Raw genomic sequence first — 13,058 nt, 5'->3', positions numbered from 1 at the left:
TCCATGAAACTGTACTTTGCCCCCATGACCTGCTCCCTGTCGCCGCACATCGTGCTGCGTGAGCTCAGCCTGCCTTTCGAACTGATCCGAGTTAACAACAAGACCAAGACCACGGCCGACGGCCGCGACTTCCGCGATATCAATCCAAAGGGTTACGTGGCCGCACTGGTGCTAGATAATGGCCAGGTTTTGACCGAAGGTCCGGCCATCCTGCAGTACCTGGCAGATCAGGTTCCGGGCAATTCCTTGGCGCCGGCCAACGGCACCTGGGAGCGCACGCGTCTACAGGAACTGCTGAACTTCATCACCTCGGAAATCCATGGCGGCAGCGCCCCATTGTTCAATGCTGAAATTCCTGAGCCCACAAAAGAAATTTTCCGGCAGAAACTGTTCAAGCGCCTGGACTACCTGAACAAGGGCCTGGTTAACAAAGACTATCTGCTCGGCGCGTTCGGCCTGAGCGATGCCTATCTGTTCACCGTGCTCAAGTGGCTCCCGTTCTTCAATATCGATGTCAAAGACTGGCCGGAACTGGCGTCGTACATGCAACGCATCGAAGCACGTCCAAGCGTGCAAGCCGCCATTGCCGCGGAAGAGGCAACGCAGCCGGTTTAATACGGATGACAGAAGCCGGCCGATGCAGGCTTCTGCCTCACTTCAACCTGGATGAAGCCCCCTATGCATACAATTGAACGCGTCCCGAGCGGCCACGCAGGCCGTAGCCGTTCCTGCGCCTACGCCAACATCGTTTATACCGTGGCAACCTCTGCGGACACCTCACTGGACATCGCCGGCCAGACTCACCAGGCCCTGGCCGCGTTGAGCACCAGCCTCGAAGGCCTTGGCTCTCACGCTTCTCGCATGCTGTCGGCCCAGGTGCTGCTGGCAGACATGGGCAGCAAACCCGTGGTAGATGAAATCTGGGCCCGGTGGATCAGCAACAACCCGCAGCACTGGCCCCAGCGCGCCTGTTACGGCGTCGACCTGGGCGGCAAACTGCTGATCGAAATCATCGTTACGGCGGCGCGAGGAACGGCTGATGACGCATAACGATCAGATCGACCTGGTGATCCGCACCTGCGAAGCACAACGCAGTGCCGCCATGCTCGGCGGTCATCTGGATATCTTCAGCTACCTGTTCCACCCGGACCTGACCTACATCCACGCCAGCGGCGTGGTCGATGATCTCAAGAGCTACCTTGAGAAGTGTCGCTCCCGGGAGTTCATCTATCACACCCTCAACCATCAAATCGACAAAGTGACCCGGGTGGGTGAACTGGCGATCGCATTTGGCGAGATGTTCACCACCGTCACCTCCGGGGGCGTGCGAAAACATCTGCACAACCGAACGCTCACGGCGTGGCAGAAAACCGATGAACAATGGCAACTGCTGGTTTATCAAGCGACGCCGCTCAAGCCGGCCGTGGTGCTCGACGCAACGTGAGCGATTCGGCGTTCGCCAGCGTTCAATCGCGTAAAACAAAAAAGCCCTGCACGCATCTGGCGTGCAGGGCTGATTTCTTTTGAGGATCAGATTCGCACTGTGCCGCCATTGAGCCTCGCGCTGAAGGAACCAAAGCTTCTCGTTCCAGGGTCGATCTCCCTGTGCAGTTAGGTGCTGGCCAACACCATCGCCTTTTTCTCGCCGAAGATCATTCACAACAGCGGTATCACCGACGTCATGCATGTTGATTTTTCAGCAGCAATACCAGCGCTCGTGGACATTGCTGCGTAACCGAGGGCAGTTATCGGCCCAGGCTGTGTAAAAACGCAGGCACCGATTTTAAGCTCGCGTTGCTACGTAAAATCTGCCCGTACTTGGTGAAGTAGCGGAGCTGAAATTTGCGTAGGAACGGGATTTTCGCTCTTCTTCTGACCGTCAAACCAGCTCCAAAACGTTTTTACACAGCCTCGGCCAATAGCAGCCGGTCACAACCGACGGAGAACAGCCAAAAGCGCATACTCATGACCGTCCGTCATTCTCTCTAAGCAGACGCGTAAGTGAACGGCTCCAGCAAAATTTGAGGTTCGACCCACAACCTTAAACCGTAGGGAATTACCGAATACCCGTCGTATCGCCCAGTGAAAGTATTCGAAGCTGCAAACTCCAAGAATTTACCGCGCTTGTCATCAACAACGCGGATACCGGGGCATCCAAGCATTGTGTATTTGATAATGGGGTTTGGTAGTGAAGCCTCACTCACCTGAATTTCCACATCAGAATCATATTGCCAAATTGTCAATTTCAGTCTGACAGTACCTTGCTCGATAACGTAACGGTGTGATGTTTCGAACTCATCCAGGGAGGGGAAGACGCCGAGTACGGCGATTAGATCAAAAGGATCCCACGTTAAAAGGGGCATAAAGCATCCTTTGCTGACATCACGGTGAATTTGATCCCGTTCTAATCATCAGCCATCTGTAACGCAGTTTTTCTCCAAGACTTCTTGGCCATAGGCAGGGCGATTTTTCGCAATCCATCACCAAACGAACATTCACGATCTGGAGGACTCTACGGTTTTTTCCCTCCGTCCGCTTTGGGTCCAGGCTGTGTGAAAACGCGCTAAATACGTCGAAAACTGAGAGGCGCGAGGATTGCCTGTGAAATCAGCGGGCGGAAGCGCGAATTACCTTAGTCAGCTACATAGACGTTCCTAATGCCGTTTGGGCCGCGTCAGCGGCCCAAACGGCTACTAACGGGCGAGCCAAGCGGCTGGATTCACGCCCTGATCGCCTCAAGCAGTCCTGCGATGCCAAAGATGCTCATCATTCGTTTGAGGTTGTAGGCGAGCACATGAAGGCTCATTTCGGTACTTACTCGCGGAAGTGTTTTGGTCAGGAAGTGGGTGGCTCCCATCCAATATTTGAGCGTTCCAAAAGGATGCTCAACAGTCTGGCGGCGAACCTTCATCTTCCCCGGGTCATGCTCCAGCCGAACCTGCATCGCGTCGACTACCGCTTCATGTTCCCAGCGCTTCACCCGACGCTCCTTACCCGTCGTACATTGCTTTTGCATTGAGCAGGACTGGCAGCCTGAGAAGTAATAACAATGCAATAACATGCCGTCTTCCGTCGACGAATGTCGCCTGGTTAGTAACTGCCCCGCAGGGCATCGATACTCGTCCGACGCCGCAAGATAGATGAAATCCTGCTTGCCAAATCTGCCTTCCGCTTTGCTGCCAGATGTGAGGGGTTTCGGTACGAAGGCAGTGATGCCGGCTTGCTCGCAAGCAAGGATTTCCAGACCTTTGTAATAGCCTCGATCAGCCACCACCGTTAGCGATTCAGCTCCAATTTCTTCACGCGCTTGGTTCGCCATATTGCTCAGCTGCCCGCGATCATTGCCAACGTTGGTCACCTCATGGGCAATGATCAAATGGTGTTTGTCGTCGACAGCGGTTTGCACGTTGTAGCCAACCGTCCCGGTGCCTCGACCGCTCGTGGCCATTGAGCGTGCATCTGGGTCTGTGAGGGAAATCTGCTGGTCTGGACTTTCGTGGAGCTGTGCCTCGATTTCCTTGAGTTTCTGCATCTGCTTTTTCAGTGTTTCTATCTTTTCTTTAAGCCGCTCTGCTTTGGCCTCGGCCACTTCGGGCGTTGCCCGATCCGCCGAATCCATCGCCGCCAGATAGCGATCAATGCTCTGCTCGATCTGCTGCATGCGTGCCTTCACCTTGCCCTGAGTGAAGTTGCGGTCGCGATTATTGACGGCTTTGAATTTGCTGCCGTCGATGGCGATGATCGACTGAGAGAAGAGATTGAGGTTGCGGCAAAGAACTACGAACTGGCGGCATACGTTGCGAATGGCTTTGCCGTTGTCTTTGCGAAAGTCGGCAATGGTTTTGAAGTCCGGAGCCAAACGCCCCGTTAGCCACATCAACTCGACGTTGCGCTCGGCCTCACGCTCAAGCCGGCGGCTGGACTGAATCCGATTGAGGTAGCCGTAGATATAGATCTTCAGCAACACCGCTGGGTGGTAGGCCGGACGACCCGTTGCAGCAGGATCAACACCTTCAAACCCAAGTGCACCCAGGTCGAGTTCATCGACGAAAACGTCGACCACTCGGACTGGATTTTCTTCGGTTACGTAATCGTCCAGACACTCCGGCAGCAAGGTGACTTGCGTCCGAGCCTCACCTTCAATGAATCGCTTCATGATCGCCCCCGCTACGATCTCGACGATCAGAAGATTAGACAATTGCAGGTGTTTTCACACAGCCTGGGTCGATCGCTGCCCTTCGCCACAGACGGCAATCAGCCTGAAGCGGACGTTCGAACTCAAGGTAATGCGATGAAGAGAAAAGCAAGCATGACTGCACTTCTGGCCAGTAAAGCAGCCTCCCAGCCTGTGCCTGACTGGACGTTTGATTCTGATCGCATGATCCGAATACTCGGTTGTAATTCGATCATCGAAGTACTTCGCCGCATCAAAAACGGTGGGCCAGAATGGGCGCATCGTAACGTCACCATGTGGTTTCCCGGGCCATCAAATGCTTGGGTTCTGGTGTACTCGCTTCAGGATGCCAGTGCCCCGTACTTTGACTTCATGTACACCCGCAAAGAGCCACCTCAGGAAGCCCTGTCCGCACTGCCAGGGAAGTACCCACAATGCACCGTTATCGATTGGTCGCTCGGACGCTTGGCCTGCATCAGGGCCGAGGGTGTGGATGTTGAGACGCTAGCGGAAATTATCCGCGATGTCGCTGAAACTGCTTGGGATGAGCGCATCACGGTCGTCGATGCTTCGTACGAGGAAATGGGTTGTGCGTGACCCAAGAGTGGACGGTCGACCTTAGCTCCCGAAGCACGGGCAATTATCGGCCAAAAGCAGCTTCTGACGACGAACCCGGCCGTTGCACAGTGGTCCAAACATCTGACGGCGTCGCGACTGATCAAAGGCCTTGGGCCTGCTTCATTCAAAAGCGACGCTTTGCAATTCACACACATCAGGGTGCGCCGGATAACGTTCAGTAGGTTCGGATCCTGTCTGGTGCAGGCGCTGACTGCTGCTCCCATCCCCTGCTCCCTTACCGGAGTACGAAAATGACTCAGTCAATGCGCTTCCTCCTATCGATCTTCCTCGCGACAGCATCATTGGCATCAGCGAGCCTCCTGAACAATGCAGGTGCGGCAACCGCCGAGGATCTGAATACCGACTCCCGGCAAGCGTTGCAAACGCTTTACAAGGCCACTCCATTTGCCGAAACCATGTCGCGCAATGCCAAAGCGGTGCTTGTCTTCCCGAAAATCATCAAGGCCGGCCTTGTGTTTGGTGGCAGCTATGGCGAAGGCGTGCTGATGAAGGGCTCGAAAGTGGAGAATTATTACAACTCCGTAACGGGATCATGGGGGTTGCAGGCCGGTGCCCAATCGTACGGTTATGCGGTGTTCCTGATGACTGACAAAGCCGTGAATTATGTTCGTGAGACCAAGGGCTGGGAGGTCGGCGTGGGGCCAACCGTTGTCGTGGTTGACGCAGGGGTCGCGAAGAATCTGTCGAGTTCGACACTCAAGGACGATGCCTACGCGTTCATATTTGACCAGCAAGGGTTAATGGCCGGGGTCAGCATCGAGGGAACGAAAATCTCCCTTATCAAGCGCTGAAACCCGTCCATCAAGGCGTCTTGCGTAATCCGCAAGACGCCCGGACAGAGCTTTTTTTACCGCCCTCGCCAAGAGGTGGCCTGATGAATCTTCTAACCAGATGCAAGGGTGCATGTATTCCTCTGGTGCTGTGCGTGGCTGTGTTCCTGACATTGGTGATTTCCTGCAGTACGTTGCCGAAGATAGTGCCCGACATGGCTCGCGCCTCCTCTGTGCCAGTGCAACTCGACGGGGTACACGGACCTCTGTCAGCCGAGCGCAGCAAAGCCATTCTCGACCGACTCAAGTCCACCGGTGCAGAAACCAACATCTTCGATGTGCACCTCGCAATCGAAGAATCCGTTGTCGGTAGCCCGCTAACGGAAGGAAACAAGGTCGACTTGCTACAGGACGGCCCCACCACCTACCAGTCGATGATCAAAGCCGTGGAAGGTGCGCGCGACCACATCAACATGGAGACTTACATCCTCGACGATGATGAAGTCGGTCAGCGTTTCGCCGCCGCACTGATCGCTCAGCAACAGAAAGGCGTACAGGTCAATCTGATCCGTGACAGCGTCGGAACCCTTGGAACACCCTCAGCGTTCTTCTCTCGATTGACCGACGCGGGCATCAAGGTGCTGGAGTACAACCCTATCAATCCGGTGACGGCCAAAGCGGGCTGGGACGTGAACCAGCGCGACCACCGAAAGCTGCTGATAGTGGACGGCCGTATTGCCTTTCTCGGCGGGATCAACATCAGCAGCGTCTATTCGGGGGGCTCGTTCAGCTCTCACTCCAAGACTCGCCCAACGGGTGATTTGCCCTGGCGCGATACCGACTTGCGCATCGAGGGGCCCGTGGTTGCGGACCTGCAGAAGCTGTTCATCGGAACCTGGACTACCCAGAAAGGTGAACCACTCGCGCCTCGCCACTACTTTCCGCCACAGGAGCGCAAAGGCACCGAGGTAATTCGCGCCATCGGCAGCTCGCCAGATGAGCCGTTCAGCCTGATCTATGCGACGTTGATTTCGGCGCTGCACAGCGCGCAGACCGAGATATGGCTGACTAACGCCTACTTTGTGCCCGATCCGCAGTTGCTGGCGGCACTCAAGGAGGCGGCAGCACGTGGCGTCGACGTCAAGCTGGTGCTGCCCAGCAGCACCGATTCGTGGCTGGTGTTCCATGCCGGACGCGCCTACTACAGCGAGCTGCTGGAGGCCAACGTCAAGCTTTACGAACGCCGTGACGCGCTACTCCACGTCAAGACTGCAGTCATCGATGGCGTGTGGTCGAGTGTCGGCTCCACCAACCTCGACTGGCGCAGCTTCCTGCACAACGATGAAGTCAACGTCGTTGTGCTGGGCACCGGATTTGGAAAAAAGATGCAGGCGGCATTCATCGCTGATCTGGCCAAGTCGAACGAAATCAAGCTGGAAACGTGGCAGCGCCGTTCGCTTGCTTTGAGAGCCAAGGAGCAGATGGGGCGACTCTGGGAATACTGGCTATAACTGTGCTGCCTAATGGAAGTGGGAGCAAAGGTGCACTACCTTGTATTAGTAACACCCTCGCGTCGCCATCCAATTCAGGTTGAGAGGTGGAATTCATGAACAACATCATCTACATCGTCGGGGTAATTGTGATTGTCGTGGTTATCCTGTCGTTTCTCGGGTTTGCATAGAGTCGAAGACCGTCTCGTGCTGGCAAGGCTGCACCCCCGCATCGCGAGGCACAGCCTGGTCGCGCCTGACCTATTTGGCCTTTAGAAACTCAACCGCTGCCGGTGGGGCTGTGCCGCTGGTCACGGCGTACGTGCAGCCAACCCAGCGGTAAAAAATCAGCTCTGTGAGTAAGGGTATGCGGAGTCCTGCCGATAACGACAAAGCGTCGCGCTCGGTTGCCGGCGTTTTATGGACCGCAAAGCATTTAGCAGAGACTTATATGCGTCACCTCAGACACCTTACTTCCCCTCTGAATCAGCAAAAAATTGCTGGCGTCACCTTCCATTTCGATCCGTCTGTTCAGAACGAACTGGTGGCTGTGCTTCAGCGTTTTTTTGCCGAGCCGGATCAACATGCGTTGCTGGATATTCCCGAGGAAACCCGCCGCGTGTTCCTGCTCGAAGGTGAGCGCAAATGGGTGTTGAAACACAACCGCCTGACCCACTGGAAAAAGCAGCTGCAGAATTTCCTGGGCCTCAAGCGTGTGTTCGGGCTGCATGACCTGACCAACGAATTCATCAATCTGTCCGTTGTGTCCGGCAAGTCGGAGTCATCGCCCAGATTGGCTGCATTCGGCCACGTCGGACGTTTTCCTTTTCTCAAGGAAGAGTATTTGCTGGTCAGTTTTTTCGACAATCATTGCAGCGTCGACGATCGACTGATCGCCCAACCCGAGCAGTCGCAAACGCTGCTGTCGGACATTTTCCAACTGTTTGGGCAGACGCTGGTCGAGGGGTTTGTGCACATGGACCCCCACCCCAAGAACATCCTGATTGGCCCCGATGGCAGGCTGCGCCTGATCGATTTCGAATGCTGTGCGCATTCGGTGTTGGATCACGACTTCAGTCTGGGTTTTCTGCTGGGTTACTTCTATCGCTTCTGGTTCAACAAGTTCATATCGGTTGAAGACTACAACGCGTGTTGTGAACGCTATTTGAAGCATCAGCACCCAGTATTGAACCGTGAAGTTTTCCAGGCGGTGTATGAACGCTTTCGGGACCGTGATGTTTCCCGGAGCACGCGTTACCGCATCCTCACCTGCCCCAAGGCCCAAGCTGCATTCCTGCAGGAGTTGAGGTAACCGGCAGCGGTTGGCTCAGCCTTGTTTCAAATCGAGGCAGTAGGAGTAGTAACCCGTATCGCGCACATAGCCCAAGGATTCATACAACCGTTGCGCGCCGACATTGTCCGTGGCCGTTTCCAGCACCATGCCTTTGGCGCCGGTCAACAATGCGAAGGCTCGCGCGGTGTTCATCAGCAACGTGCCGACCCCTTGCCCTCGGGCGGCGGGAGTTGTGAAGAGGTCGCCAAGCAGCCAGGTGCGGTGCGCGTCGATGGAGGAGAACGTAGGGAACAACTGGACGAAACCCAGCGCCTCGCCGCTGGGGACTTGGGCGAAGAAGATCGCGGATTCGTCCCGGGCAATGCGCTCGGCAATGAAGTCACGAGACTGCGGCAGGTTCGACGGCTGGCCGTAGAAGCCTCGATAGGCATCGAACAGGCTGGCGATTTTATCGAGGTGGGATGCGTCGGCGCGCAGGGCCTGGATGTCCATGTTGATCGTCTCCTTGCGGATTGATGTGATCAGCGGGAAAAGGGAAATGTAGATCAAAAGTTCGCAGCCGGACGGCGTACACCTGTAGGAGCCGCCGCAGGCTGCGATCTTTTTGGGTTCACCCAAATTCCGATGTCCTCCTTAAGGCCTTTCAGTTCCGCTCAGGGCCACCGCCGGCATTGATGTCCTGGCCAGCCCGTAATAAAGAATCCCCGGCACCACCAGACCAACGATCCAGGAAATATCGACACCGCCGAGCTGCGCGACCATCGGCCCAGAATAGAAGTGAGTATCGACAAAGGGCAACTGGATCAATACGCCGATGACATACACGCTGATCCCGCGCATGTTCCAGCGGCCATAACGGCCCGCCGGATCGGACAACGCCGGGATGTCATAGCGCTCTTTGTTGATGAAGTAGTAATCCACCAGATTGATCGCGCTCCACGGTGTGAAGAAGGTCAGCAAAAACAGGATGAAGTACTTGAAGGTGTTGAGAAACGAGTACTGGCCCAGCAGCGCGAGCGTGGTGGACGCCGCGACAATCACCAACACAAACACCATCCGCTGGCGGGCGGAAATCTCCAGACGACTGCGGAAACCACTGATGATGGTGGCCACGCACATGAAGCTGCCATAAGCGTTGAGCGTGGACACCGTGACCTTGCCGAACACCACGCTCAAGTACAGCAGGGACGCCATCACACCGGTGCTGCCCAACCCGACGATGGTCGCCACCTCGTGACCGCGGAAGTTCGCACCGGCCAACGCCGCGGCGAACACCCCCAATACCATGGACGCCTGAGCGCCCAGCACCGTGCCAAGCCCGACGGCAGCAAACGTCTTCCAGGACGAAGTCTTGCTCGGCAGGTAGCGTGAGTAGTCAGCCACATAAGGGCCAAAGGCGATCTGCCAGGACGCGGATAACGACACCGCCAGCAGGAAAGTACTCCAGCCGAAGTGACGGTTTTCCAGCAGCAGACCGATATCGTTGAGGGTCATCAACCGGGTAAACAGATAGACGAAGGCGATGATGCCCAGCACGCTGGCCACCCGGCCGACCAGGTGGATGACCCGGTAACCGAAGATCGTCAGGAACGCGATGCACGAGGCGAAAATCAGGATGCCGGCACTGTCGCTGACATGGATCAACTGAGCAATGGCCTGCCCCGACAGTACCGCGCCGGTGGCGCTGAAACCGAGGTACATCAGGCACACCAGCACAATCGGGATGGCCGCCCCATAGACCCCGAACTGCACACGGCTGGAGATCATCTGCGGCAGCCCGAGCTTCGGCCCTTGCGCCGCGTGCAGGGCAACCACTGCGCCGCCCAGCACCTGGCCGATCAGCAAGCCGATGAGTGACCAGAACACATCGCCGCCCAGCACCACGGCCAGGGCGCCGGTGACGATCGCGGTGATCTGCAGGTTGGCGCCGAGCCACAGGGTGAACTGGCTGTAGAGGCTGCCATGACGCTCGGCCTCGGGAATGTAATCGATCGAACGTGTCTCGATCAGGGGACTTCGCTGCTGACTATCGCTGACCTTGGTCATTACGCTGTTTTCCTTTGAGGCGCTTGTTTTTATGGTGTGGACTCGAACGCTTAGAACGCCTTGCTGGCACTGGCAACCACAGTGGCGGTGCACAGATCACCATAGCCGTACCAGCTCGTGCATTCGCTTTTCGACAGGTCGGTATCAATGTAGCTAAGGCCCCAGGTCACGCCCACGAAGTCACGGGTCAACTTGGCTTCCCACTCGGTGTAGGCATCACGGCTTTCGCCACTGGCGGACCAGAAAGCCGGGTCTTTGACATCGTTGCGACCCACGCGCAGGTCCAGGCCGATTTCGGCCGGCAATTCGATTTTGTAGCTGAGGTAGGTGTAGAGGGTGTCCTGGTCCTCGCCAAAGAAGTTCGGCGTATCGTTTGAGTAGTTGGCGCCGAGCTTCACGCCATAAACGTCAAGGATGGCGTAGACCTCACTCAGGTTGAATTGGCCTTCCTTTGGATAGTCGTACTTGATGTACCCCAGATCGAGACTGATGGCCTCGGTCGCCTGCCAGTAGTAGCCCGCGTAGTACTCGAGTTCCTGCCGAGTCTTGAACTCGCCGCCGAAATCGACATTCGAGGTCCAGGCGCCCACGTACAGGCCGCTGCTGTGCACCAGCGTGGCGCTGGCCTGAGCCGCCGGATCACCCAGGGTTTGCGAAATGCCACGGGTGCGGTAGTCGCTGAAGACTCCCAGGGTCATGTCCAGGCTGAAGTCATCGTTGAGTGGCAGTGCCTGGGTGGTCAGGGGTGCCAATACAAGAGTGGCAAGGGTCAATACTGAGCGTGCGTTCATACAAGTCTCTTATTTTTATGGAGGTGCGGGTTATTTCGGGCATGGCGATGCCGAGCCCCTCGTCATACGAGGAGCCAGGCGTCTTTTGCGTGGTGCGGGTGAACGGAGGGTCAGGACGCGGGCGCGTACACCTCTTTGCCGGCGAAGAAGGTCTTCAGGACCTTGGTGTCGAACAGTTCGTCATCGCTGACCTTGAAGACATCGCGGTCGAGGATGATCAGATCGGCCTGTTTGCCGGGTGTCAGCGAACCAATCTGCTGCTCCAGGCGCAGGGCCTTGGCGGCATTGAGCGTGTAGGCGTAGAACATGGTCTGGCGATCGATGCTTTCCTTGGCATTCAACACGCCCAATGGCCCTTTGCGCGTGCTGGCCTGAGCGATGGCGTTCCACGGATTGGGGCTGGATACCGGCCAGTCACTGCCACCGGCGATGACCGCACCGGCGTTATGCAGGGACTTGGCGGGATACTGATAACCGTAGGCAAACGCGCTGATATAGGGTTTGACGAGCTCGACGGTGTAACTCTCGCCGGTGGCCCAGAGCAATTGCATGGAAGCGATCACGCCAAGTTGCTTGAAGCGCGGAAACTCTTTCGGGTTGACCAGTTGCAGGTGGCTGATGCTATGAGCCACCGGTGTCGGGTTGAGTTTGCGCGCGTAGGCAAAACCATTGAGTGATTCACGCACCGCACGGTCGCCGACCGCATGCATGTGCACAATCCAGTCGCGCTTCTCCGCTGCCACGACCAACTCACCGAAGTGCGCGGGGTCGATCAGCAGTTGACCGTTTTTTTGGCTGTTCTTGAAGGGAACGATGACCGCCGCCGTCTGCCCCGGAAACTCGAGAACGCCATCGGCGAATACCTTGATACCAGGAAAACTCAGGTTGGGCACACCCTCGAATTTCTTCATGACCTTGGCCAGCACTTCCAGGTCAGCCGGCCGACTTTTCGGGTTGGCCAACAGCAGCGCGGCGACGTGGGCATTGAGCTCGCCCTTCTCTGCCAATTCGCGGTAAAGCGGCAGCACGCCGTAACTCTGCTCGGTTGCCTTGAAATCGAACAGCGAATCGCCACTGCCGGCATTCGCCGCCGCGTCCATCCAGGCGGTGACGCCGTATTGATTATTGACCTTCACCGCCTCGCGGGCGGCTTTCAACATGATCTCGTCGCTGGGCGCGGGGAGCTGGCTGCGTACCTGGTCCCAGCGCGACTCGGCAAAATAGCCATTGGGGGTGAAATCCGCATCGTGACCCACAAAGCTGCGGTCCTGTTCCGACAGACCTTTTACCAGCGCCGCGTCGATTTTCAGGCGCTTGAGCATGGCGTTGTTGGCCCAGCCGGTGTGCCCGTCGATCCCGCTGAGGACCACCGGCTGATCCGCCCAGCGTCCCTGATTGAAGCGCTGGCCCAGCTCACGGCTCTTGTCCCAATAGGCCGAACTGACCCCGGCGATGCTGATCACATCACCGGCACGGGCAATGCCCGCCTGATCCTGTTCGATAATCCACTGCTCAAGCTCCGGCAACAGTTTGACTTCATCCAGCAGGTTGGCCCCCATGCTGTCGAAGGCCGCAACCACCGGGTGGCTGTGGGTATCAATCATTCCCGGCATCAGCACCTTGCCCGCCAGATCGATCCGTTGCGTGCGGGTGTCAGCCAGGGCGTTGATTTCGGCATTGCTGCCCACTTTGAGAATCTTGCCGTCTTGCACGGCCACTGCCTGGACCAGTCCCTGACCGGGTTCGGCGGTGAAGACCTTGCCGTTGAACAACACCAGGTCAGCGGCGGCCATGGCTTGCACCGAAGAAAAAGCCAGGGCTGCGGCCAACAGGTTTGGAATAAATCGCTGCATC

General features: G+C 56.9%; 13 protein-coding genes. 7 read left to right on the top strand and 6 right to left on the bottom strand.

Translation table 11 applies throughout. From position 1 onward, the window contains the following. The first annotated feature begins 3 nt into the window (after positions 1-3). The 3 genes from gstA (at position 4) to ACA056_RS10740 (ending at position 1,444) form a co-directional block, all read left to right on the top strand. On the top strand, positions 4-615 hold the full coding sequence (gstA, locus tag ACA056_RS10750; RefSeq protein ID WP_497272562.1) for a glutathione transferase GstA: 612 nt from the start codon (positions 4-6) through the stop codon (positions 613-615). Between the two features lie 63 nt (positions 616-678). Further along, positions 679-1,050, top strand: a complete 372-nt coding sequence (locus ACA056_RS10745; RefSeq protein ID WP_497272560.1) for a Rid family hydrolase — start codon at positions 679-681, stop codon at positions 1,048-1,050. Continuing rightward, positions 1,040-1,444, top strand: coding sequence for a nuclear transport factor 2 family protein (locus ACA056_RS10740; RefSeq protein WP_497272558.1), 405 nt, complete (start codon positions 1,040-1,042; stop codon positions 1,442-1,444). The genes ACA056_RS10745 and ACA056_RS10740 overlap by 11 nt, the downstream gene beginning before the upstream one ends. A gap of 541 nt (positions 1,445-1,985) precedes the next feature. On the opposite strand, the gene ACA056_RS10735 is transcribed toward ACA056_RS10740, so the two are convergent. Continuing rightward, complete coding sequence (locus tag ACA056_RS10735) at positions 1,986-2,363, bottom strand: hypothetical protein (RefSeq protein ID WP_149662273.1); 378 nt, start codon at positions 2,361-2,363, stop codon at positions 1,986-1,988. 356 nt (positions 2,364-2,719) lie between these two features. Then, positions 2,720-4,156: an IS1182 family transposase gene (locus ACA056_RS10730; RefSeq protein WP_497266342.1), complete on the bottom strand. Its 1,437-nt coding sequence runs from the start codon at positions 4,154-4,156 to the stop codon at positions 2,720-2,722. On the opposite strand from ACA056_RS10730, the gene ACA056_RS10725 reads away from it, so the two are divergent. The 4 genes from ACA056_RS10725 (at position 4,121) to ACA056_RS10710 (ending at position 8,385) form a co-directional block, all read left to right on the top strand. Then, entirely contained in the window at positions 4,121-4,771 is a 651-nt protein-coding gene (locus ACA056_RS10725; protein ID WP_497272556.1) for a hypothetical protein, read from the top strand. The two genes, ACA056_RS10730 and ACA056_RS10725, sit on opposite strands and share 36 nt — an antisense overlap. A 272-nt stretch (positions 4,772-5,043) precedes the next feature. After that, a complete protein-coding gene (locus ACA056_RS10720) occupies positions 5,044-5,604 on the top strand; it encodes a lipid-binding SYLF domain-containing protein (protein WP_497272554.1) in 561 nt (186 codons plus the stop codon). Between the two features lie 83 nt (positions 5,605-5,687). Continuing rightward, a complete protein-coding gene (gene cls / locus ACA056_RS10715; protein WP_497272552.1) occupies positions 5,688-7,094 on the top strand; it encodes a cardiolipin synthase in 1,407 nt (468 codons plus the stop codon). A 430-nt stretch (positions 7,095-7,524) separates the two neighbouring features. Next, a complete protein-coding gene (locus tag ACA056_RS10710; protein WP_497272550.1) occupies positions 7,525-8,385 on the top strand; it encodes a phosphotransferase in 861 nt (286 codons plus the stop codon). A 15-nt stretch (positions 8,386-8,400) separates the two neighbouring features. Here ACA056_RS10710 and ACA056_RS10705 read toward each other — a convergent pair whose 3' ends face one another. From ACA056_RS10705 to ACA056_RS10690, 4 genes are all read right to left on the bottom strand, one after another. Beyond that, a complete protein-coding gene (locus ACA056_RS10705; protein WP_497272548.1) occupies positions 8,401-8,859 on the bottom strand; it encodes a GNAT family N-acetyltransferase in 459 nt (152 codons plus the stop codon). A gap of 141 nt (positions 8,860-9,000) precedes the next feature. Beyond that, positions 9,001-10,413, bottom strand: coding sequence for a purine-cytosine permease family protein (locus ACA056_RS10700; protein WP_497272546.1), 1,413 nt, complete (start codon positions 10,411-10,413; stop codon positions 9,001-9,003). A gap of 50 nt (positions 10,414-10,463) precedes the next feature. After that, entirely contained in the window at positions 10,464-11,204 is a 741-nt protein-coding gene (locus ACA056_RS10695) for a TorF family putative porin (protein WP_497272544.1), read from the bottom strand. Positions 11,205-11,314: 110 nt separating this feature from the next. Continuing rightward, entirely contained in the window at positions 11,315-13,057 is a 1,743-nt protein-coding gene (locus ACA056_RS10690) for an amidohydrolase (protein WP_497272542.1), read from the bottom strand. Between the last annotated feature and the right edge of the window lies 1 nt (position 13,058).

The sequence above is a fragment of the Pseudomonas sp. LBUM1666 genome (genome assembly GCF_059695775.1).
The sequence above is the reverse complement of the archived record's forward strand: the minus strand, read 5'-3'. Positions and strand labels throughout refer to the sequence as shown.